The 22,628-nt window shown below is 44.9% G+C and carries 22 protein-coding genes and 1 pseudogene; 11 read left to right on the top strand and 12 right to left on the bottom strand.

What is annotated here, in order from left to right; genetic code table 11:
- Positions 1-157: 157 nt before the first annotated feature.
- From K2P83_RS13975 to K2P83_RS13965, 3 genes are all read right to left on the bottom strand, one after another.
- Positions 158-832, bottom strand: a complete 675-nt coding sequence (locus tag K2P83_RS13975; RefSeq protein ID WP_292930231.1) for a DUF2325 domain-containing protein — start codon at positions 830-832, stop codon at positions 158-160.
- Between the two features lie 122 nt (positions 833-954).
- Positions 955-1,419 (bottom strand): bacterioferritin, encoded by a 465-nt coding sequence (gene bfr, locus K2P83_RS13970; protein ID WP_292930229.1) that lies wholly within the window; start codon positions 1,417-1,419, stop codon positions 955-957.
- A gap of 247 nt (positions 1,420-1,666) precedes the next feature.
- Positions 1,667-1,852, bottom strand: coding sequence for a hemin uptake protein HemP (locus tag K2P83_RS13965; RefSeq protein WP_292930227.1), 186 nt, complete (start codon positions 1,850-1,852; stop codon positions 1,667-1,669).
- A 305-nt stretch (positions 1,853-2,157) separates the two neighbouring features.
- On the opposite strand from K2P83_RS13965, the gene K2P83_RS13960 reads away from it, so the two are divergent.
- Positions 2,158-3,177 carry a DnaJ domain-containing protein gene (locus tag K2P83_RS13960; RefSeq protein ID WP_292930225.1) on the top strand — a complete coding sequence of 340 codons (1,020 nt, stop codon included), beginning with the start codon at positions 2,158-2,160 and terminating at the stop codon, positions 3,175-3,177.
- Between the two features lie 55 nt (positions 3,178-3,232).
- Here the strand turns inward: K2P83_RS13960 and K2P83_RS13955 are convergent, their stop codons facing one another.
- Entirely contained in the window at positions 3,233-4,093 is an 861-nt protein-coding gene (locus K2P83_RS13955) for an MBL fold metallo-hydrolase (protein ID WP_292930223.1), read from the bottom strand.
- A gap of 150 nt (positions 4,094-4,243) precedes the next feature.
- On the opposite strand from K2P83_RS13955, the pseudogene K2P83_RS13950 reads away from it, so the two are divergent.
- From K2P83_RS13950 to K2P83_RS13925, 6 genes and pseudogenes are all read left to right on the top strand, one after another.
- Positions 4,244-4,365, top strand: a pseudogene (locus K2P83_RS13950) (IS4 family transposase); the annotation flags it as partial.
- 162 nt (positions 4,366-4,527) lie between these two features.
- Positions 4,528-4,959, top strand: a complete 432-nt coding sequence (locus tag K2P83_RS13945; RefSeq protein WP_292930221.1) for a YeeE/YedE family protein — start codon at positions 4,528-4,530, stop codon at positions 4,957-4,959.
- A 30-nt stretch (positions 4,960-4,989) separates the two neighbouring features.
- Positions 4,990-5,403, top strand: coding sequence for a DUF6691 family protein (locus K2P83_RS13940; RefSeq protein WP_292930219.1), 414 nt, complete (start codon positions 4,990-4,992; stop codon positions 5,401-5,403).
- Positions 5,404-5,511: 108 nt separating this feature from the next.
- Positions 5,512-5,838 (top strand): metalloregulator ArsR/SmtB family transcription factor, encoded by a 327-nt coding sequence (locus K2P83_RS13935; protein WP_292930217.1) that lies wholly within the window; start codon positions 5,512-5,514, stop codon positions 5,836-5,838.
- A 107-nt stretch (positions 5,839-5,945) separates the two neighbouring features.
- Positions 5,946-7,556: a bifunctional protein tyrosine phosphatase family protein/NAD(P)/FAD-dependent oxidoreductase gene (locus K2P83_RS13930; protein WP_292930215.1), complete on the top strand. Its 1,611-nt coding sequence runs from the start codon at positions 5,946-5,948 to the stop codon at positions 7,554-7,556.
- Positions 7,557-7,560: 4 nt separating this feature from the next.
- Complete coding sequence (locus K2P83_RS13925; RefSeq protein WP_292930213.1) at positions 7,561-8,394, top strand: sulfite exporter TauE/SafE family protein; 834 nt, start codon at positions 7,561-7,563, stop codon at positions 8,392-8,394.
- Positions 8,395-8,403: 9 nt separating this feature from the next.
- Here K2P83_RS13925 and K2P83_RS13920 read toward each other — a convergent pair whose 3' ends face one another.
- Positions 8,404-8,916 (bottom strand): protein tyrosine phosphatase family protein, encoded by a 513-nt coding sequence (locus tag K2P83_RS13920; protein WP_292930211.1) that lies wholly within the window; start codon positions 8,914-8,916, stop codon positions 8,404-8,406.
- 145 nt (positions 8,917-9,061) lie between these two features.
- Between K2P83_RS13920 and K2P83_RS13915 the strand changes: the two genes are divergently transcribed.
- The gene (locus tag K2P83_RS13915; protein WP_292930209.1) at positions 9,062-11,779 is read left to right on the top strand and encodes a cation-transporting P-type ATPase; all 2,718 of its coding nucleotides are present in this window, start codon (positions 9,062-9,064) and stop codon (positions 11,777-11,779) included.
- Positions 11,780-11,899: 120 nt separating this feature from the next.
- On the opposite strand, the gene K2P83_RS13910 is transcribed toward K2P83_RS13915, so the two are convergent.
- The gene (locus K2P83_RS13910) at positions 11,900-13,333 is read right to left on the bottom strand and encodes a cytochrome c peroxidase (protein WP_292930207.1); all 1,434 of its coding nucleotides are present in this window, start codon (positions 13,331-13,333) and stop codon (positions 11,900-11,902) included.
- A gap of 446 nt (positions 13,334-13,779) precedes the next feature.
- On the opposite strand from K2P83_RS13910, the gene K2P83_RS13905 reads away from it, so the two are divergent.
- The gene (locus K2P83_RS13905) at positions 13,780-14,019 is read left to right on the top strand and encodes a hypothetical protein (protein ID WP_292930205.1); all 240 of its coding nucleotides are present in this window, start codon (positions 13,780-13,782) and stop codon (positions 14,017-14,019) included.
- Between the two features lie 204 nt (positions 14,020-14,223).
- Here K2P83_RS13905 and K2P83_RS13900 read toward each other — a convergent pair whose 3' ends face one another.
- The 6 genes from K2P83_RS13900 to K2P83_RS13875 form a co-directional block, all read right to left on the bottom strand.
- On the bottom strand, positions 14,224-14,949 hold the full coding sequence (locus K2P83_RS13900) for a glycosyltransferase (protein WP_292930203.1): 726 nt from the start codon (positions 14,947-14,949) through the stop codon (positions 14,224-14,226).
- An 87-nt stretch (positions 14,950-15,036) separates the two neighbouring features.
- Positions 15,037-15,627 carry a protoglobin domain-containing protein gene (locus K2P83_RS13895; protein ID WP_292930201.1) on the bottom strand — a complete coding sequence of 197 codons (591 nt, stop codon included), beginning with the start codon at positions 15,625-15,627 and terminating at the stop codon, positions 15,037-15,039.
- A gap of 186 nt (positions 15,628-15,813) precedes the next feature.
- The gene (locus K2P83_RS13890; protein ID WP_292930199.1) at positions 15,814-17,220 is read right to left on the bottom strand and encodes an FGGY family carbohydrate kinase; all 1,407 of its coding nucleotides are present in this window, start codon (positions 17,218-17,220) and stop codon (positions 15,814-15,816) included.
- On the bottom strand, positions 17,205-18,794 hold the full coding sequence (locus tag K2P83_RS13885) for a glycerol-3-phosphate dehydrogenase/oxidase (protein ID WP_292930197.1): 1,590 nt from the start codon (positions 18,792-18,794) through the stop codon (positions 17,205-17,207). Before K2P83_RS13885 ends, K2P83_RS13890 begins: the two co-directional genes overlap by 16 nt.
- Complete coding sequence (locus K2P83_RS13880) at positions 18,791-19,543, bottom strand: glycerophosphodiester phosphodiesterase (RefSeq protein ID WP_292930195.1); 753 nt, start codon at positions 19,541-19,543, stop codon at positions 18,791-18,793. The genes K2P83_RS13885 and K2P83_RS13880 overlap by 4 nt, the downstream gene beginning before the upstream one ends.
- A gap of 14 nt (positions 19,544-19,557) precedes the next feature.
- On the bottom strand, positions 19,558-20,718 hold the full coding sequence (locus K2P83_RS13875; RefSeq protein WP_292930193.1) for an ankyrin repeat domain-containing protein: 1,161 nt from the start codon (positions 20,716-20,718) through the stop codon (positions 19,558-19,560).
- Between the two features lie 254 nt (positions 20,719-20,972).
- Between K2P83_RS13875 and pgeF the strand changes: the two genes are divergently transcribed.
- Positions 20,973-21,719: a peptidoglycan editing factor PgeF gene (pgeF, locus tag K2P83_RS13870; protein ID WP_292930191.1), complete on the top strand. Its 747-nt coding sequence runs from the start codon at positions 20,973-20,975 to the stop codon at positions 21,717-21,719.
- Positions 21,720-21,791: 72 nt separating this feature from the next.
- Positions 21,792-22,592: a ZIP family metal transporter gene (locus K2P83_RS13865; RefSeq protein WP_292930189.1), complete on the top strand. Its 801-nt coding sequence runs from the start codon at positions 21,792-21,794 to the stop codon at positions 22,590-22,592.
- Positions 22,593-22,628 lie beyond the last annotated feature (36 nt).

Below are 22,628 nucleotides of genomic sequence, written 5' to 3'. Positions count from 1 at the left end.
AATCAAAGGTTAATTAATAGATTTGCAGCAATGAAGCTGTTTCTACGACCTAAAAAAAATAAACTTTAGAATATTCTGTTATGGTTATTTATCCTAAATTTCCTAATCGCTTATAGAATCTCTTTGAGAAAGTAAGGATTTATTGAGCCTCTGGTTCTTAGTCGAAGGTTTCTTTTGTAGCGATAGTGGCTAATATATGGATTCCGGTGTCGAAAGTATCTACTTCTGAACGATCCAGCAATACGCAAGGTTTGCCGGAATGCAGGCAGTAATGTTTAACAATAAAGAAAGCATTATGGTTAACACAATCAACCGGGCAAATTATCAAGTCAGTGTCTTCCAGGAGTTTGGGTAAATTATCTAGGCGATCATTGGTATCTCCATGAAATGCAATGAAGCTGCCACAGGAGTTTTCTATTAGACGTCTGTATTCCGGATAAAGTTTGATGCGTCCACCTACACATAGCACAGATCTTCCAGCTAAATGCTTTCTGTTACTACTCGCATTATTTTGATTGGTACTGTTAGTATTAGTGTTGCCCGATTTAACCAGGAGTGGGGTTTTGACCAAGGGTGCCCAGTCGATAACAGAAAAGCTTTTACGCGAAGACGGAGTAGCCTTGGTTATCTTCTGAACAAGGCAATTGAATGCCAACTTAAATAAACTGATAATTTCACAGATTAACAGGTATTTACCTAGGCTGAAGATCAGCCAAAGTAAATTGTGCAAACAGCGCGTTGAGAAGTCGTCCCTGTATGTAGGATCAGGGGAAGGATAGTGAGAAGTAGTACCTGATGAGGTAGCTAAAGCCAGTTTCTTTAGAAAGTTCATAATCGAATCTCCTATACAAATCATCAGCGAATAAAAAATTGGCTGGCTGACCTGATAGGACAGGCTGGCTGGCTGAGTGTGCCGCTGGAGAAGGAGGAGAGAACTCCAGCGGCAAGGGAAAGCTATATTTGGCTTTGTAGCCAGTTATGGATACCAATTTTTTGCATGACGGCCAGCTGGGTTTCTAACCAGTCAATATGTTCTTCAGTATCTTCTAAAATACGTTCAAAAATTTCCCGTGAGACATAATCTTGTGCTGCTTCACAAGCAGCTATTGCTGCAAGCAAGGTCTCCCGTGAGATATATTCAAGTTTAAGATCGCATGCGATACATTCTTCAGCGGTTTCACCAATCATTAATTTGCCGAGATCTTGTAAATTTGGCAGGCCTTCCAATAAAAGAATCCGTTCAATCAGTACATCAGCATGTTTCATTTCTTCACAAGACTCTTCGAATTCGTGTTTCCCAAGACTGTTAAACCCCCAGTTCTTGTACATGCGAGCGTGAAGAAAGTATTGACTAATGGCAGTCAGTTCATGCTGTAGCTGCTGATTCAGCCAGCGAATAATATCTACGTTACCTTTCATTTTTAGCTCCTAAGACAAATAGCTTGTTTATGTGTTGGATTCAGAAGAAAAGATATCGCCCTGGTATTTTACGCTTTGCTTGCTTGGCGCCACCTTTGCATGATGGCCCTAACATTTTTCCACTAAATACCCAGCATAAATCCAAATCATACATCTGCTTAACTACACAGTTCATGATGGGTTCACGCGTAGCGATACCGGTGACAACTTGCAAGCATAAATATACATGATATGTGTCTTTTATCTACTATTTGTTCAGAATTAATTTGCCATTCCGTGTACGGCGTAGTGAGTATTGTTCGCCTTTATGCAGAATAAATACGATATCGCCATTCCTGAATAAGGCATCGCTGTCAATCAATGTACTTAAATCTGGTAGCCCAGGTTGAAGTAAATTTTTTATTTTAGTTTGGGGTAATTTTAAAATATCCATCTTAGGTCATAAATGGTAATGAGAATGATTCTCATTATAGCTATTATTTTAATAGCACGCAAGATTTAAATAACAGATTGTTAAAATAAGATATGCATACACTAAGTTGTCCTCATAGTTGCAGCATAATGAGATTCTTAATTAGCTTGTTAAGCATGGGTGGAATTCCATCAGGCTATATTGGTGGTGCTGATTGATATGTGTATACTAAACATACTTTTTCCTATTGCAAGCTATTGAGACACATGAGGAAAGGATGCTGTATCCTACATTGATAAACTAACGGCTTTGAACTCACAATACGGATGATCGAACGGCGAAATTTCTATCGAATTCTTCATGTCCAACCGGACGCACCGATGACGGTGATCAAGGAGAGTTACCGCGTATTGCTGCAAAAACTTAAAATTCATCCTGATCTCGCTGGTCCGGATTTGAACGAAAGCTTACTCGCTATTGCCTATAATACGCTGCGTGATCCGCTTAAGCGAGCTGCTTATGATCTTGATTTGTTGAAGCGTTATCATATTAAAACGCTCAGTCAGGGAGCATTTGGTTTGAATACGAATTTCGAAGTTGAGATAGATAAACAGAAGCATGAACGATCTGTACAACTGAATCAACGTAATTATTATCGAATTCTTCAGGTTCAGCCTGATGCGCCTATCACTACGATTACGGCAAGTTATCAAGCGCTAAGGAAGAGTTCATCGCAAGAAATTGCATTACTTGATGAAGCTTACCGGGTTCTTTCTAATCCTGACGCGCGGAAGCAGTATGATGCTATTTTAGTTGGCATCTTGTTCCAAGCCGCTGCGAAATCTGACCACCAAAATACTAATTTACCAGGGCTTCCAGTCCAAGTTAAAAGTACGCCACAGTTTGCTATAGAGTCGTATCGGGCAGTGATTACACACTACTGTTCCTTTTGTAAGACGCCGTATGTGCCACAAGCAAATATCTATCAAAGTGAAGGCTGTCTGGAGTGCGCAAGCCCATTGCTTGTTTTGCAGCATGAGAATTTTGAAACATCGCGCCGGACAATGATGCGGATCAATATCAGGGGTGCATTTGTGTTTTACCTATTTTGGCCGGGTAGACCTTGTCAAGGCACATTTCAGGATTTGTCACCCACAGGAATTCGCTTCTTTACCGAGATGATGCTTGATCCAAATGATATTATAAAAATCGATGCGCCTAATTTTCAGGCGGTGGCTGAAGTAACGCATAAACGCAATGAAGGTGGAAGGATTTCTGTTGGAACACGCTTTATTGCCGTGAAATTTGATCAGCAGCATGGGAGTTTTGTCAAAGTACAGGTCTGAGTCTAGCCATATTGAAATGTTGGTTTTCCTTTGAAGCTGGTTTTCTTGGAGCAGATTAAATTAAGTTAACCGGTATTTTGAAATATGCAATTCCGTTTGTTTCAACCGGTGGTAATTTTCCAGCTCGGATGTTTACCTGTATAGAAGGTAGCAGCAAATTGGGCATTTCCAGCGCCGCATCGCGTTTGCTGCGCATTGCTAAAAATTCATTTTCATTGATACCATCGTGTACATGAATGTTATGGAGACGTTGCTGTGCAACTGTACTTTGCCACGCAGCAGTGCGATTGGCAGGTGGATAATCATGGCACATAAATAACCTTGTTTCCGGCGGAAATGCCAGTAATTTTTGGATGGACTTAAATAACTGACTTGCATCGCCACCTGGAAAGTCTGCCCGTGCAGTACCAATATCTGGCATGAAAAGCGTATCACCGACAAAGATGGCATCATCAAATTGGTAAGCCGTATCAGCAGGCGTGTGACCGGATACGGAGATGGCCCTAGCCGTTAATTTCCCAACCTGAAATTGCTCGTTTTCCTTAAACAAGTGATCAAAATAATGGCCATCTGGAATAAACTCATCATTGAGATTGAGAATTTTCTTGAAAGTTTCCTGCACGACAGGAATATTACTGCCGATACCAGTTTTTCCGCCTAATCGATTCTTAAGATAATCTGCGGATGATAAATGATCGGCGTGCGCATGCGTTTCAAGTATCCATTCAACCGATAAGCGGTGTTCGTGAATAAATGCAACCAATTTGTCAGCCGAGCGCGTACTTGTTCTACTTGATTTGGGATCGTAATCCAGGACTGGATCAATAATGGCGCAAATGCCGCCTGGTTCATCAAAAACAATATAACTGACAGTCCAGGTTGCTGGATCAAAGAATGCATTGATATTTGGTTTCATTTTATTTTTCTGCCAATTTAGTCGAAATAATTATATATAAACTATAAGTGATATCCGTTTAAGTGAGCCGCTGAAACGATAGAGTCTTGTGCTGCAAAGGTTCTCCGAGAAAATATTTTGGTGCCGATTTAAAATCATATTTTGCAAATTTTGCGCGGCAATATTCCAGATTTATTCACATCTCGGATGGCAAAACTCACTAAGTCAACGTACTGGATGCCTTGTCTTTCGAGGCAAGGGCTTTCTCCGTGATGGATCGAGGTTATCTGGATTTACAAGGTGTCGCTTACATTCTGGAACAGTGCGGCGATGATAACCAACTAAATTTAGTCAATTTTTGATCTAACACCGCAAATAATATATAATAAAAAATATCGTATGGTAACATATTTGCGAGATTGAACTGATTTGTGTTTCTTGGCAGGATAACGAGAATGTATATTAATCTGAATTCAGTGCCATGGCATGCGGTAGGTGGCGGGTTGATGATTGGTTCCGCAGTAGCATTGTTATTGCTATTTAACGGACGGATCGCAGGTATATCGGGCATCGTGGGTGGATTATATCGAATGCAGAAAGGCGATATCGGTTGGCGTGTCACTTTTATTTTAGGATTGATTTTATCAGTGGTCATTTGGAAATTCTTTTTTGTTTTGCCAGAGATCGCTATTGAAACCAACTATACGATGTTAGCATTGGCAGGTTTCTTGGTCGGTTATGGTACACGCCTGGGTTCTGGTTGTACCAGTGGTCATGGTGTTTGTGGAATATCAAGACGGTCGCCGCGCTCAATTGCAGCGACAATAGTATTTATGCTTGCTGGTTTCATGACAGTCTATTTGATACGGCATGTATTTACTTTCTAGCTTGGATGGCATGTATCAGGAGGATATTCAATGATTAACTTTATGGCATTGTTATCAGGAGTTGTTTTCGGTTTGGGAATTATCTTGTCTGGCATGGTAAATCCTGCCATAGTTCTGGCGTTTCTTGATATAACAGGTAACTGGGATTCTTCACTGCTATGGGTTATGGGTGGTGCTGTGGCTGTGGGTTTTATCGCTTTTGCACTGGCAAAGAAACGTACAAACAGCTACTTGGGTTTATCGATGCAGATACCTGCTGTTACAAAAATAGATAGCCGCTTGCTTCTGGGAAGTCTTGTGTTTGGCGTTGGTTGGGGAATAGCGGGTATTTGTCCCGGGCCGGCCGTGGTGCTGGCGGGAACAGGAAGTACTGACGCATTAGTGTTTCTTATCGCGATGCTATTAGGCATGAATATTTACCAAAACCAGCAAGGACGTGGATAAACTACTTACAGACTGTATGAAAATAATCTAGAATTTTAACCAATATCAATCGAATGCATTTATCATTTGGGCTTTAACTTGTTACGCACTAACGTTAGGTAATTTTTTATGAAAACAGATTCAGTTTTACACGATATCACAGCGCTACATACATCTGCTTCTGCTGCTTGTGCTTTGCTGAAAATATTGGCTAATGAAGATCGGTTGCTCATCTTGTGTGAACTGAGTCAGGGAACCCGGAATGTGGGTGAACTTGAAGAATTGCTGGGTATTCATCAGCCCACACTCTCGCAACAACTGACCGTTCTGCGGGAAGAGAATCTGGTCGCAACAGAGCGCAAAGGTAAATATATATACTATAGTGTGGCAAGTCAGGAAGCCCTTAAAATTATGGAGACTTTATATAGTCTGTATTGTAAGAATCAATCCACCTGAAAGAATAATCATCAATCACGATGCAGAGAGCTATTTTGCGTTAGGATTTCTGCAGGACGTAAACTTTACAGCGATGATGTTGTGACCGATTGATGAAGGAGTCGGATATGCGCCTGGATATTACCAAGCTTGATCACAAACTGTCGGTTTCCGGTCAAATCAGTATTGACGATATCACCGAAATTGCAGCCGCTGGTTACAGATCTATCATTTGTAACCGCCCGGATTATGAAGGTGGCGAGAACCAGCCAGGCAGTGAAGAACTGGAGGCAACGGCCAAGTTACTGGATATTACTTTTGTCTATTTACCAATCAGGATAGGTAGTATACCCACAGAGCGCGCGGAAGCTTTTCAAAAACTAATGGTTGAGTTACCAAAGCCGGTTCTGGCATTTTGCGGTTCTGGCATGCGTGCGACTGCTTTGTATGGAATGACTAAGCAGAATGATCAAAACGACCCGGAAGCGCAGGAATCTGTCGTGGCAGCTTGTAACTGGGATAACGCTTTTGATGTGGTTGTCATAGGTGGCGGTTCGGCTGGTATCGGTGTCACTGCAAGCCTGCTTAAACGGCGACCAATGTTGCGTATCGCGATTATCGAACCAAGCGGTAAACATTATTATCAACCTGCTTGGACACTGGTGGGAGCCGGCGCTTATGACATCGCCGAAACAGTGAAACCGATGACTGATATTCTTCCCAAGAATGCTCAATGGATTCAGGCGGCCGCGTCTGGATTTGATCCAGAACACAATAGAGTGCATTTATCTGATGGTCGTGTGATGGGATACCGGCAATTAATTGTTTGCCCGGGTATACGTCTGGCATGGGAAAAGATTGAAGGACTGGAAGAAACGTTGGGTAAGAACGGTGTTACTTCAAACTACCAGTATGATCTGGCGCCTTATACCTGGTCCCTGGTCAAAGAACTCAAAGCCGGGAAAGCAATTTTTACCCAACCGCCAATGCCAATCAAATGTGCGGGCGCACCACAAAAAGCCATGTATCTTTCTTGCGATCACTGGATGCGCGCCCAATGTTTGGAAAATATGGATGTTGAGTTTAATACGGCAACTGCTGTGTTATTTGGTGTGGCTGATTTTGTTCCACCCCTAATGGACTATGTCAGACGCTACCACGCAAAATTGGTATTCAATTCTAATTTGGTCAAAGTGGACGGGAATAAAAAGATCGCCTACTTTGAAAATAAGGGCAATGATGGAACGGTAACCCTCGAAGAGAAACCTTTTGACATGCTGCATGTGACACCATCACAAGTAGCTCCGGATTTTCTTCACAATAGTCCTCTGGCAGATGCGAGTGGTTTTTGCAAAGTGAATGAAAAGACACTGCAGCATACTGATTACTCGAATATATTCTCACTGGGCGATGCCTGCTCATCGCCAAATACGAAAACGGCCGCAGCAGCCAGAAAGCAAATTGTTGTGGTGGCCGAGAATCTTCTGGCAGCAAAAGAAGACCGGGAACTGACGACTATCTATGACGGTTACGGCGCCTGTCCGCTGACTGTGGAAAATGGCAAAGTCATACTGGCTGAATTTGGTTTTGGTGGAAAATTATTACCGACATTCCCACTTGATCCAACAGTGCCGAGAAAGCTTAATTGGTTTCTTAAAACGACAGTTTTTCCATGGATCTATTGGAATGGCATGTTAAAAGGCAAGGAATGGCTTGCTCGTCCTGGTAAATTAAGCTGAACATGTGGATATTCTGCTAATCAGTATTTTGCTTGGCGCTGTTACTGGCGCTATATTGGCACTGACTGGTGCTGGCGGTACGATCATTGCAGTTCCGCTGCTGATGTTCGGACTGCATCTGGTTGTCGCCGAGGCTGCTCCGATTGCTTTATTCGCCGTGTGTTTGTCTTCTGCTATCGGTGCGTTAATTGCGCACAGACAAGGAAAAGTGCGTTATCGGGCAGCGGGGTTTATTGCGATTACCGGTGTTGTGACTGCACCCATCGGCATATGGCTGGCGCAGAAATTGCCTAATGCGCCATTAACATTTTTGTTTGCACTGGTTTTGTTTTATGCTGCAATCAGCATGTTGCGGCAAAGTAAGATGCAGGATGATCCGGTGAAAAATATCACCGATTTTCAATCTGATCCCGCTTCAATACCTTGCCAGCTAGCCTATGAGCAAGGCCGTTTAGTATGGACTTGGCCGTGTGCCCGGGCATTGGCATTTTCCGGAATTGCAACCGGGTTCTTATCGGGATTGCTGGGCGTCGGGGGTGGCTTTGTCGTTGTGCCGGCATTAAGGAAAGCAACCATTCTTTCGATGCAATCTATTCTTGCCACATCCCTGGCAGTTATCGCGCTTATTTCTGCTGTAGGTGTTGTTTCTGCAACCTTTATCGGCGGGATGAATTGGACTATTGCGCTACCTTTTGCTGCCGGCGCATTGGCAGGTATGTTGATCGGGCGAATTTTTGCTCATTTTCTTGCTGGCCCAAAACTACAGCAAGGATTTGCTGTAGTTTCTATGGGTGTTTCGGTGTGGATGATTATCAGATTGTTCTGGATTGATGGATAAGATTAAAGCTCAGTTCAGCATGATTTCACGAAGTTTTTCTTCCAGCGGCGGGCGCAAACCGGTTTTACGGGCCTCCTCAATAGCTACTTCCGGATCAATACCTTTGGTGATTCGATAGCTAGCCCACATAGCACTTGCCCGGTTACCTGATCCACAATGGATTAGTATCGGAGCCTGAGCTGATTCGATCACTTTGGTAAATGCGGCCACCTGTTCTTTAGTGATCCCAGCAACGGTCGTCGGAATATTGACATACATCATGCCGGCAATATCGACCAATGCTTTCTCCTCCATCACGCCTTCATTTTTGGTGCGTAAATCAATAATTGTTTTGAAACCGGTGGCTGCCAATGCGTGCACACCACCCTCGCTGATAAGTCCTGATATGGCAATTTTTTCCGTAGCGCGGCTGTAGTTTTGTACCGCAATGACCTGATGGCCAAAAGGTACCCGGCCAGAAGCCTGTGCTATGCTGGAAAACAGAATGGTCACAAGAACCATCAGAATGATAGAGTATTTCATAGAAAGTCCCATTTGCTGTGTTAAGTGAGAAAAGAATGTTTTTCATTGTAGCCGTACTGAATAATTAAATACAAATTATTCCTATCAATTTTGGTCTATTAAATAGGCGCAACACAGCCTATCCAACCATTTAAGAGAGCTGCTTATGCCACATGAACAAGTTTTTGCACCCGATAAAACACCTCTATGGCATAGCTATCCACCGCAGCAAGTGCTGGAAGAGTTTAAAACCGGGCATGCTGGTTTATCGCAAACGGAAGCGAAGTTGCGCCTTGAACAGTATGGTGCAAACCGATTACAACCACCAAAACCAAAAAGCATCGTCATTCGCTTTTTGTTGCAATTTCATAATGTACTGATTTATATCTTGCTCGCTGCATGCAGCATGACCGCTTTTCTAGGTCACTGGGTCGATAGTGGCGTTATTTTTGGTGTTGTGGTCATCAATGCCATCATCGGCTTTGTTCAGGAAGGCAAAGCGGAAGAAGCGCTGAATGCTATCCGGCGCATGCTGTCACTTAACGCGATCGTTCAGCGCGACGGTCAGCGGATACAGATGCCAGCTGATCAGCTGGTGCCTGGCGATATCGTATTGCTGCAATCCGGCGACAAGGTGCCGGCTGACTTGCGATTGGTCGACTGTAAAAACCTGCGTATCGAAGAGGCAGCGTTAACTGGAGAATCGGAAGCTGTCGAGAAATCCATTCATGCAGTCGAAGCAGTGACGACGATTGGGGATCGGTTTTGTATGGCGTATTCGGGCACGTTGGTGGTTTATGGCCAGGGATCGGGGGTGGTGGTTGCTACTGCTCAACATACCGAGATTGGACGCATCAGTCAGATGATCGCGCAAGTCGATAAGCTGACATCGCCTTTGTTGCGGCAAATGGCGATCTTCGGCCGCTGGCTGACGCTGCTAATTTTACTGTTGGCAGCCGGAATTTTTGTTTATGGATTGTTACTGCATGATTACCCGGTTAATGAGATGTTTATGGCGGCCATCAGCATGGCTATCGCAGCGATTCCAGAAGGACTGCCTGCCATTATGACGATAACATTGGCGCTTGGCGTGCAGAATATGGTGCGGCGTAACGCGATTGTTCGTCATTTACCTGCAGTAGAAACACTGGGTGCCGTGACCGTCATCTGTACCGACAAGACCGGAACGCTCACACGTAACGAAATGACTGTGCAGAGCGTGATTACTGCTGAAGTTCAATTACAAGTTGGCGGCGTGGGTTATGCGCCAACAGGTGGTTTTAGCCGGGATGGAAAGGAAATTCTGGCTACTGATTATGCCGATATGCTGGATATGTTTCGGGCAGGGATGTTGTGTAACGAAGCATCATTGCATCAGCAGGATGGTACCTGGGTCATTCAGGGTGATCCGACAGAAGCTGCGCTCATTACTTTAGCAGTGAAAGCTACATTGGATCCGGTTTTTGAGCAGAAAATACTGCCTCGAACGGATGTCATTCCGTTTGAATCGGAGCATCGTTTTATGGCGACGTTGCATCAGGATTATGCCGGGCATAGCCAGATATATGTCAAAGGTGCACCGGAAGAAGTGCTGGCAATGTGCAGCCATCAGCGTAGCCAAGGAGAAGATCAGCTGATTCAGCTTGATTTCTGGCATACCAAAATACAGGAGGCAAGTGCAACGGGACAGCGCATACTGGCCATGGCCAGTCGTGCGACTCAAATAAAACAGAAAATATTGCAGTCTTCTGATGTTGAATCAGGCTTTACGTTGCTTGGTCTGGTTGGAATTATTGACCCGCCGCGTGAGGAAGCCATTGCTGCCATAGACAAATGTCATACGGCAGGCATCCGCGTTAAAATGATTACCGGGGATCATCGTATTACCGCTTGCGCGATTGGCGCAAAATTAGGTATTGGTAATGGTCAGAACGCTGTGACAGGGATTGAACTGGATAAGATGGACGAAGCACAACTGCGCAAAGTGGTTGGAGAAATAGACATTTTTGCACGTGCAAGTCCTGAGCATAAACTCCGGCTGGTTACGGCGCTACAGGAAAATGGTGAAATTGTTGCCATGACAGGTGACGGTGTGAATGATGCACCAGCCTTAAAGCGTGCCGATATCGGCGTTGCCATGGGGAAAAACGGTACTGAAGTGGCGAAAGAAGCAGCTGAAATGGTGCTGATGGATGACAATTTTGCTTCGATTACACATGCGGTAGAAGAAGGCCGAACAGTCTACGACAACATCCGTAAAACGGTTGTTTATATTCTTCCAACCAGCGGCGGTGAAGCGGGTGTTTTGATACTCGCCATTATTCTGGGGATGGCGCTACCCATCACGCCGGTGCAGATTTTATGGATCAATATGGTGACGACTGTAACGTTGGCCATTTCGCTTGCATTCGAACGACCTGAAAGCGGTGTCATGTCACGCCCGCCCCATGACCCCAATGCGCCTATTTTGTCGGGATTCCTGGTGTGGCGTATTGTTTTTGTTGCATTATTGATGATTGGCGGCGTTTTTACTTTGTATTTTTGGGAAACCGTGCAGGGCGCGAGTATTGAACTGGCCCGGACAGTGGTTGTGAATGTGCTGGTGATGTGCGGGATGGTCTATTTGTTCAATTGCCGCTATTTGATGGCTTCCGTGTGTTCGCGCCAAGGATTGCTGGGTAATCGTTATGTTTTAATGGCTGTCGGGCTATTGTTGATACTGCAATTGCTGTTTACCTATTTGCCTGTGATGCAACAGTTATTTGGCACGACTGCTCTGGATGCAGCAGCCTGGGTACGCATTATCGCAGTCAGTTTGTTGCTATTTCTGATCATTGAACTTGAGAAATACTTGTTGCGGCGGAGGGGTGTTAAAGATCTATGAGATGCTAAGTTAACTCAATTGAATTAAATTGGCTGTAATTGCAAGGAAGGTTGAGGGCAATCTATTTTATGGTCTAAAATAAATTGCCCCATTTCTCATCAGACGATGGCAAAGGCTGCTTTACAGTGCTGCCAAGAATGCTACGAGATCGGCTTTCTCATCTTCAGTCAGACCAATGCTAAAGCGATTGTTGTAAAATTCAATAACGGCTGGCAAATCTGCAGCAGAGCCATCGTGGAAGTAGGGTGGCCGTGAAGCGACCGAACGTAAAATAGGTCCTTTAAAGCGGCCAATATCTTTCCATTTGCCGGTAATCAAAGCACGACCAGGATCAGTTGTTTTAACGATTTCGTTAGTCGTTTTATTTTTCAGCGTATACAGCGGCATATCCGGTGTCCGGCGCGATTCATCAGCGATGCCGATGTCTAGTGGCATTGGTGTCGAATGGTTACCCGAATTAGGTGTGTTATGACACGTCGTGCATGTGCCTGGAAGTACGCTAACGCTTAAATCATCATTGATTCCTTTGACACCAATGATCTGGATAGGCTTCGTATTAAATAATGCTTGGCCACGCGCAATCGCAGCGCGTGCGTTGTTAGTGCTATTGGACGATTTGCTGGTGCTAAATCGTTCCCAGCTGTTATAGAGGGACATTGCATTGGGATCAAAAGGTTTGCGCGTTTGATAATCTCCAACCAAAGTATCATTTATGCCAAAGTGATATTCTTGCTTCTTCAGTTTCTTTGGACCACCGTCTGCTTTTCTTGCAGTTAGTTTGCCGGCATTGTTATCATGTATTTGCGCTGTAAATAAGCCAGATTCAAACTCCACGATCGCTTCGCGCTCTGCACCAGTTAATTCCCGAAGTGCTTCGGCATGACCTAATGTGGCATGATTGGACTGGGTTGATAAATCAAAAGGCACGGGAGAGAAACAAGTCGAAGTACCAAAAATGCAGTCAGTGGAACCTGACATCCGGGTTGTTTCACGACCATCCCACATGACGGTACTTAAAAATTTAAGATTGGTGGTTGGCATAGGACGACGGAATAGCGATAGCTCAGTCGCACTTGCAAATCCATAAGGGTCATCGGCTTCGACCAATTCGAATTCTGCAGTGTCAGGGATGCCAATTCCTACGCGGATATTTGCTTTTTCCAAGAGCATGCTGTAGGCGGTACGGCGTTTTTTAACCGTCGATACATCCGCGAGTGGAGAATTTGCACCATCAACCAGACGGAAAAGCGGATCTAGACCCTTGGTTTCGTTGAAGAGCTTCTGGACGCCTTGTGGCGTAATTGTCCATCCTTGAGAAGGAAGATGGCAGGTAGCACAACTGCGGCCATTGCTTCCCAAGCTTTTGAAGAACGGATTATTAAGATCAATAAACCCCGCTGTACTGTAGGTTGCATCTTTACCATGACTATTTTCCGAATGGAACATATTAGGCAATTTATCAGGGTTGAGATCTTCTTTCGCAAATACAGGCGCTGTTAGCATAACAAACAGAACCGATACTGCTTGTAATCTTATAATGTTCTTTTTCCGCATTTATTTCCTCCAATTATGTATGAATGTCGAGCTTAAATTTTAGCTCAGAGAAATTTTACTAAGTACCAATACACTTGCGGTATCAAGTCTATTCGAGCGGACCGTGATTGGCTGTGAGAAAAGTCACACGCGCTTCACGCTGTCTAAAAACTATATCCATTGCCACTGAGGTATTAAAAGTAAAGGCCCTGTAGCAATCACTTGTTGAATTGATAAGTCAAGACTGATTTCAATCGAAGCGAATGGTAGTAACCACTGGTGGCGCAAATTGATGGTGCTTGGGTATGAAATCAAATTGATCCATCCCAATTTTGTTCGACTCTTTGTTATATTTCTATTGTGCATGCTCACCCATTATCAAATAACATGGTATAAATCTACTTTTTAAATATATATCTATTAAAGATGATATGTATTGAGAAATATCAAATAATAATGAAATATATTTGATTGAAATTAATCAACCAACTGTTATTGAAGGTGTTTGTGATTTTCTCAATGATTATGGACAAGGACAAGGACAAGGACAAGGACAAGGACAAGGACAAGGACAAGGACAAGGACAAGGACAAGGACAAGGACAAGGAGAGCATGAAGAACTAAGGGAAGCGGTCAAACCGATTACATCATTTAACTTTGAGATGTCGGAAAACAGGTGTTTCCCGATAGGTATTCCGTTAAGCTGATAGGCCAACTCTAGTAAACTTCCGACCTTTACCAAGTTTTACATGCCCCTCAAAGATGCTTAGCAAAAACGCATTTGTTGCCCGATGGTTAATGCGACAGAACCTTGTCGACTGGATTTCGAACTTGAATCCGTGCCCAATAAATAATTGACAGTACAATGTTTTCTCCGTTTTTATCACAAATTCCAACTGAGGCTTTTAGGATTAACGTCGCCCATCGTACCAAATCGGTAGCTTTTTCTTGTCTTGTAAGGTTTTTCTCGGATTGAATAGGACGCTGAATATCTGGCCGGCAATTTCACGGCCGGTATAGAGTTGCACTTTGCGGGGTGAAGTGACGAGGGGATGGCGGGTGAGAATGGTGAATTTCAAGCCGTGTTTGCGTCCCCATTGTTTGAGCAGTTGACTGAGATCGATTTCATCGGCGGCGAACAATTCCTGATTAAAGCCGCCTACATCACAAAACGCGTCTGCGCGGCAAACCACCAAAGCACCGGATGCCCAGCGGAAGGTAACTGAGAACACAGTCCATAAGTGCATCGCGGCATTACCCCACCACGGCAGGTTAGGCATGTGCATAACGCTGCCGCAACCAACATGCTTGCCGCCTTCAATCATTTGTAAAATATCGGCCACCATACCGGGATTGAGCAAGCTGTCGGCATCCACAAACAGTAGCCAGTCTCCCGTTGCAGCTGCTGCACCGGTATTGCGTGCACGGCCGATCTGATTGATCGGTTCAAACACAACTTTTGCACCGGCTTGCGTGGCCAGTTCTGCAGTTTTATCAGTTGAGTTGTTGTCCACGACGACCACTTCGTGGGTAAAGCCGGGTTTCTGATTGATTTTGAGTGATTCTTGAATGGAATTCAGACAATCCAGAATCAATAGTTCTTCGTTAAAAGCGGGGATGACGATGGATAAGTGCATGGGTAAACACAGGAATTTCGGTGAGAGTGCTGTCAACTGAATGAAGCGAGGGTGGAGAGCGGGAAATGACCACTCTCCCCAGCAAGATTAGAACTCGCCTTGTTTGATATAAGGTTGTGACCACAGAATGACTTGCATCAAGACTGATTTGCGCCAGGCATCTTGCATACGATCCACATCATCACGGGAATGGCCGGCTTTTTCCAGGAATGGACGCAGCGTGGTGGTGATCGGGATAAGTAATGCAAAAATGTAGTGCAAGTGAATGATCGGCACTGATTTTACGTTGTCGGTAGTATTTTTCTTCGAGGTGTGGTGGCGCAATCCGATTTCGTACTGATAGTTGAGCCAATCTTGGTTGTAATCGGCTTTTGCGGTGTCTAGAATCCATTGACCAAAGCGTTTACGCACACCACCTAAATAGTCCATGTTGGGTGTGCCATCGGCTGCATTGGTGAAGTAGTGCAGCAGGAAAGGTGTCGAGCCCACAAAGCCATACCAAACATCCAAAATTTGTTCGGTTTGATCTTTAAGTATGTCGTGCGACATTTTCAGGTAGCGCACATCATCATCGCCAAACAGAGTAGCTTGTTTCAGATTGGCAAAATCATCGAGTGATACGGGGGATTTTGCAAGCGAAGCGCTACCATAGGTATAGCCAGGTATATTTGTTGTCATAAAATTTCCTTTTGTTAGGTCTGTTAATCATCATAGATAACAAGCTTATCGTTATCTATGCATTTGATATCATGCGGTTATGCAATGAATTCTTGTAAAATTATATAGAAAGATAAGCCAATTGAGTATTTGAATGGCGGATTCTACAGGATTGATAATTTGTGCGGGAATAATTTAGGGACTCGGTTAGTTTTTGTGCGTTGACAATAAGTCATCCAGCCAACTTTTCCAGTGTTGGAATTTCCCGGATAATGCGTTGATTCCGCGTTTGGTTGCTATTTGCTTAACCTGCTGGTGACAGTTTATTTTAAGTCCAGCGGCGAATAAGGCAGCACCTTGAAGGCTTGCTTCTTTTTGCTGTAAATGAAAAACCGGGAACGGCACGCATTGAGTGATGCCTTGCTGTAGGCAGGGTAGCTCGGACAGGCCGCCGGATAGGTAGACTTGAGTCAGTGGCGAGTGATGATGGAAATCTTCCAGAATGCGTGCAACCCTAAAAATGATAGCTTCGAGCATCAGTGCGGTGATTTGTTGTGTGGTCAAATCGGAGACAGATTGAGAAAAGTAAATTCCCCAGTCTTGGCGGAAGTACGGTGCGCCTAAACCGCTCGGTTCCGCCAGGCAGAAGATATCGTTGCCAGCCAATTCTTCAATGCGGCAATCTTTCACAGGATATGGCGCCAGTGCAGCGGCGATGGAATTGAGTGTGCCTTCTACGGCAAATTGCGCCTGCTGATTCTCATCCAGATAAACCAATGTCTGAAGGTAGCCATCAAATGCCAGCTCGTGCTTAGTGAGAGAACGAATCACAAACCCGCCGGTGCCAAGATTGACCAAAGCGTCGGTTCGGCTATCGGTCAGGCTGGCGATCAGTGCAGCCGATTGGTCACCGACACTGGCTTGTAGCGTCAAACCGAAATTCGGTAAAGATAAATTCAATCCGGTTGAAGGTTTGATTTGCGGCAGAATCGAGCATGGAATATCGAAGAGTTGGCATAAAGTGTCTGACCAGTGTTGCCGGTGGATGTCCATCAGCAAGGTGCGTGCAGCCATCGACGCGTCGGTAAGGAAATGTTGACCGTGCGTCCAGCGCCAGATCAGAAAAGTATCCAGCGTGCCTGCCAGCCATTCGCCCTGAACAAGCTTTTCACACCAAGCCGGATTCTCCTGCAACAGGACGCTGAGTTTGGGAGCAAAGTAATAAGCGGCCAAACGTAAACCGGTCAGGTAATGAATGGTGTCTGTTGATGCGTGCAGGCGATCACAGCAACTTGCTCCCCGGTCATCTTGCCAAGAAATCAGGGGTGTTACCGGGTTACCACTGATTTTGTCCCAGATCAGGAAAGACGAGCGCTGGGTGCATAACCCTAAAGGAGGATTGTTACCGGTTTGTGCAATACATTCTTTCAGAACTTGTTCGGCAATCCCGGCATAATCGAGTGCATTACTTTCATAATGTCCATTGTGATTATCCATGGCAGGTGCAGAGCGGGTGACGATAGGCTGGAGATTTCCTTGCCGATCCATTACAGCAGCTTTAATGGATGTCGTGCCCAGATCAAGGGCAATTGCCGAGGTTAGTGCGTGATCCATTGTTTGCAGCAGTGCTCAATTTCTTGGTGTGTCCTAGCATCGCCCCAATGCAGGGTATCGGCTATGCGCAGGGCAATTTGCTGCACCTCGTTTTCTGTCAGCCTAGCTAGAATGAGTAATGGCAGGCGGCGGCGTAACAAATCTTCCAAGTGGATAACCATTTCCGTGGCGGCACAATGAAGCAGATCGGCTACAATAAACGGCAGAGACGGGATAATGCGCTGCGCCAAATCAGCTTCTGTTTCAATGCTGCGAAGAATCTCAGTTATTCGTGTGCCATGACGATGCAACAACCATCTGGCACTTTCTGTATCAATGCCCAACTGCATTGCTTGGTCCAGCATGCGGGCAGACCAGTCTGCAAAATTTTCCTGCGGCGCCCAGGGAAATAATCGATCCTGGGTTGTGCAGGGCAAAGCATTACCAAGTTGTGAACACACCGTATCGACGATACTGGCGGCATCCTGGCGTGACGAAGTTATTTTTCCACCGACAGCATAATGTACTCCGTTGGAGGCAGATTTTAGTTCCCAATCGCGGCTGACAGCAGACGGTGAGCCAGAGGAAGCCGTTTGAGTATTTTGTTTAAAAACTCGAACCCCGGCAAAACGGCCGATAATATCCGATTCTTTCCATGGTGTTCTCAAATAATTATTGGCGGCAGCCAGCAAATAATCAATATCACTCGCATCGACGGAAACCTGCTCGATATTCCCTTTAAAATCGGTATCGGTTGTGCCCAACAGCGTCAAGCCATACCAGGGAATCATAAAAAACACCCGGCCATCTGATTTGGCCGTTAGCAATAAGGCTTCATCTTTCAGCATGCCGGGCATAACCAGATGAATCCCTTTCGCCAGGCGGCACCATTCGCGGCTTTTGACTTCTTTTTCCAGCCACTGACCGGTAGTGAAAACAATTTGCTTGGCACTGATTTTCTGCTCGGTCTGAGTGAGCTGATCCTGGACGATTGCTCCATTCGCTTTTCCATTGGTTTCCAGTAACTGGACCAATTTGCAGTAATTGATGCAGCTTGCACCGGCATCTTGCGCGCCTGAAATTAGTTCCAATACCAGTCGCGCGTCATCAGTTTGCGCGTCGGCATAAGTAAATCCACCTTTCAGTGCTTGCTCATCGAGGCAAGGAAAGTGTTCCATGAACTGTTCTGGGTTGAAATAGCTGTGACGCAATTGCGGATCGCTATCACCTGATAGAAAATCATAAAGTGCTAACCCTAATTTCAGTTGAATCCGGTTCATTCGGTGCTGTGCATAAACAGGGACGCCAAAACGCAGTGGCCAAACACGGTGTGGCGCTGTGTGTAGCAACAGTGTTCGTTCTTTGAGCGATTTACTGACTAGTTTGAAATCATAGGTTTCCAGGTAGCGCAGACCACCATGGATGAGTTTGCTGGATGCCGATGAGGTGGCGCTGGCCCAATCGCCTTGTTCAATGAGGACTACTTTCAGGCCGCGTAGCGCCGCATCATACGCAGTCCAAGCACCGTATATGCCGCCGCCGCAGACCAGGAGATCGAAGTGTTGGTTTTGTAGTGCTGCAGAATCTCTGTTCATTGATTGCGCATTATCAGCGCCTTATGAGGTAAATCGCTGATGAGAATATCTACACCCAATTGCAAGGCTTTATTGATTTCTGAGTCACTGTTACAGGTATAAACGGCGATACACTTTTGCTGTTCACGCAGTAAGCCGACGATCGCTTGATCCACACTCGCGATAGGCAGGCAAAGACCGTGAAGAAAAGCGTGCGTGTTTAATAGCTTGCGTGCATCTGTGATGGTTTGCGTGGTTTCAAAATTGTAAACCAAGGGAAGCGTCGGATTGTATTGGTGCGCATAAACCAGGCTGGGAAGATTGAATGATGAAACAATGATCCGTTGATCAAGGTTCTGGCCGACCAAATCGAGTGTCTGACGGATTTTTAATTCGTGACGGGAAACAGGTTCCCAGTCACGATTCTTAATTTCAAGCAATAAACGGCAGTGTTCCCGATAGGCGACCAGAAAATCTTGCAGGGTCATAATGCCCTCGCGTTCAGATTCCGGATTAATCAGTGCTTTAAGCTGATGATAATCAAAATCGTCAATATGCTTATTGCTCAATCCGATTCTATCGAGAAAACGGTCATGCCAAAGTACCGCAATTTCATCCCGGCTTAATTGGATATCCGTCTCAATGCCGTCAATCGCATACCCCAATGCTTTATCAAATGCGTTTCGGGTATTTTCCATTGCTTCCGTATTTGCGCCGCGGTGGGCAAACACCAAGCAATTCTTAGGGGAATGACGGGTTTTGCTTGGCATCTATTGATAGATGGCTATTGTGTTGCTGCTTGCAGTAATTCAATAATAGCTGGGTCTTTGGCAATTTCGAGTGCGGTTTTTTCTGTTTTGCTTTTAATTTTTGGGTTTGCACCTTTTGCCAGCAACAATTTCACTGCATCGGTATGATCATGTAAAGCAGCCCACATCAGCGGTGTAATGCCATCTTCATTTTGCAGGTCGATTTTAGCGCTATTCTCCAATAATTTTTCTATGACTGACGTATGCCCGTTCTGCGCCGCCAGAATCAGTGCTGTGAAACCATTGGAGGCCTTGTGATCCACTTTGGCGCCATGTTTGATCAATGCATCGACGATTTCAGTATTGCCTATGAGCGAAGCGAGGGTCAGTGCTGTCGCGTCATTTTTATCTTTCAAATCTACTTTGGCACCTTTTTTCAGTAGTGCGTTGACAACATCGGTATGTCCATTTTGTGCAGCAATATAGAGTGGCGTGGTATCGTTAGCAGCTAACAGATCAACTGGCGCATTTTTGGCCAATAACGTTTTAACGATCGCTGTGTGCCCGTTTCTGGCGGCCATATACAGGGCAGTGGTATTGTCAGACGCTTGTACAGCAATTTGCGCATTTCTTGCCAATAGCTTGTCGGCAATGCTTGCTCTGCCATCCAGTGCTGCAAGCATTAAGGCAGTCAGTTTCTCATTGGTCTGCAAATTGACATTGGCTCCTTTAGCCAGCAGCGCATCCACAATACTTTCATGTCCTTTTTGTGTTGCCAGCATAAGCGCTGTAATTCCATCCGTAGTCTGCGCATCAACTTTGGCACCTTTATTTAATAGCGCATTAACAACTTCGGCATAACCATTTTTTGCAGCGATGATCAGAGCTGTGGCGCCGCCGGCGTTTTGCAGATCCACATCGGCATTATTCTCCGTCAACAGATTGACGATATCCGCATGACCATATTGGGAAGCGATGATGAGTGCGCTAAAGCCCTTGTCATTCTGATAATTAACGTTAATACCCTTTTCCAATAGTTGCTTGATTGTTTCCGGTTTGCCTGCAAATGCAGCTTTGATAAACTCTTCTTCATCATTGGCAAAGGCGCTGGCAGCGGAAATGAACAATACTGCAGAAGCTATCGTGAAAATAAAAAATGTACGCGTATAATTAATTAAGTGTTTTATATCATTCATCTGTTTACCTATATCTGGCCTTTTGTTATCAATTCTTAGGGACTGTTTGTTGGATCGCTCATGATCCGTTTTGCAATTTTATGAAGTCAGGAATGAATTGAGAATTGATTTGAACAAGTCTGAATCCGGAAGAAAACTTCAAGCTTGATATTTTAACCCAGAAATGTTGGATTCAAGGTTTAATTAGTTTGTGATTAATAGGAAATACTTATTTTGAAAAAGGATATTGGACGTTCTCTAAAGATTATATACCTATGATTGATTGGATAATCCCTGATTGGCCGGCACCCGGAAATGTGAAAGCGCTTTTTACAACCCGCAATGGCGGGGTGAGTCGTGGTGCAAATGGTGCGTATGCTTCTTTGAATTTGGGTGCGCATGTTAATGATAATCTGGCAGATGTTGAGTGTAACCGGGCTTTGTTGCGCGGCCATTTACCGGGGGAACCGAACTGGTTGAAACAAGTGCATGGCACGTCGCCTATCTGGATTGATCAAACGACAACGGTAACTCCGCAGGGTGATGCTGCGCTTTGCCGTCAACAAGGTGTGGTTTGTGCTGTCATGGTTGCCGATTGTTTGCCGGTATTTCTGTGTGACACAGCAGGTACTACGGTGGGTATTGTTCATGCCGGCTGGCGTGGACTGTCCGGAGGTGTCCTTGAACAATCCATTGTTGCAATGGCAGTGGATCACAATCAGCTGATGGCATGGCTGGGCCCGGCTATTGGGCCCGATCACTTTGAAGTCGGTGGAGATGTTTACGAAGCTTTCGTGCAGCAAGATGTGCAGGCGGCGCAAGCTTTTGTGCCTAAGCACAGTAGTCATGAAAAGAAATGGCTAGCGGATATTTTTTTGCTGGCTCGTCAGCGATTGACAAGTATTGGCATTACAGAGATTTATGGCGGAGGGATTTGTACATTCAGTGATCCCGAGCGTTTTTTTTCTTATCGCCGGGATGGTGAAACCGGGCGAATGGCTGCCTTAATCTGGCTTGAGTAAATGCGGCTTTAACTTGTTAATTTATTGCCTTACAACAGCGTATAATCCCGCCTTTGTTTTTCAATTCACTTTATGTCAACGCTTACCTGGATTATTGCCGCCAGCTTACTTGGAGGAATATTAAGCTTATTGTGTGCAGCAGTATTGGCATTCAATATGCGAATATCGTGGCTTTCCATACTGGTTTCTTATGCGATTGGCGCTTTATTGGGAGCCGCTTTTCTCAATACTTTGCCAGAAGCCTTCGAACTTTCTGAAAACCCGATGCAGGTGACTGTCACTGTATTAATTGGGATTTTGATTTTTTTCATTCTGGAAAAATTAGTGTTGTGGCGTCATTGCCATATCGAGGACTGCGAAGCGCATGATCCATTGCATGGTTCTGCAGCAACAACCACTATTCAGCACGAGCATGATCACGGGCGTAGCGGAATGATGGTTATTGTGGGTGATACCTTTCATAATTTTGTCGACGGTATTTTGATTGCTGCTGCTTTCATGGTGGATGTGCAACTGGGTATTGTGACATCCATCGCTATTATCGCCCATGAAATTCCTCAAGAAGCAGGGGATTTCATAATTCTTTTGAATTCCGGTTACACGCGCCGCATGGCATTTTTGATGAATTTGTTATCCAGTTTGGCGACCTTGGTTGGCGGTGTATTGGCCTATTTCATGTTGCACAAGATGAATTTTCTGATACAACCGCTATTAGGACTTGCATCAGCCAGCATGATTTATGTGGCGATGTCTGATTTGATTCCAAGTTTGCATAAGCGCCCAGAAATTAATGCAACTATCCAGCAAGTCGCATTGATATTATTAGGAATTTCAACTATCTGGCTGATGGGGAATATTTTTCCACATGACTAGTGTTTGAAGTGATTGCAAATACGGAGCTTTTTTATA

This window comes from Nitrosomonas sp. (assembly GCF_019752415.1).
Taxonomy (GTDB): Bacteria; Pseudomonadota; Gammaproteobacteria; order Burkholderiales; family Nitrosomonadaceae; genus Nitrosomonas.
Note: the sequence above shows the minus strand (reverse complement) of the source record. Positions and strands in the feature narration are given on the sequence as shown.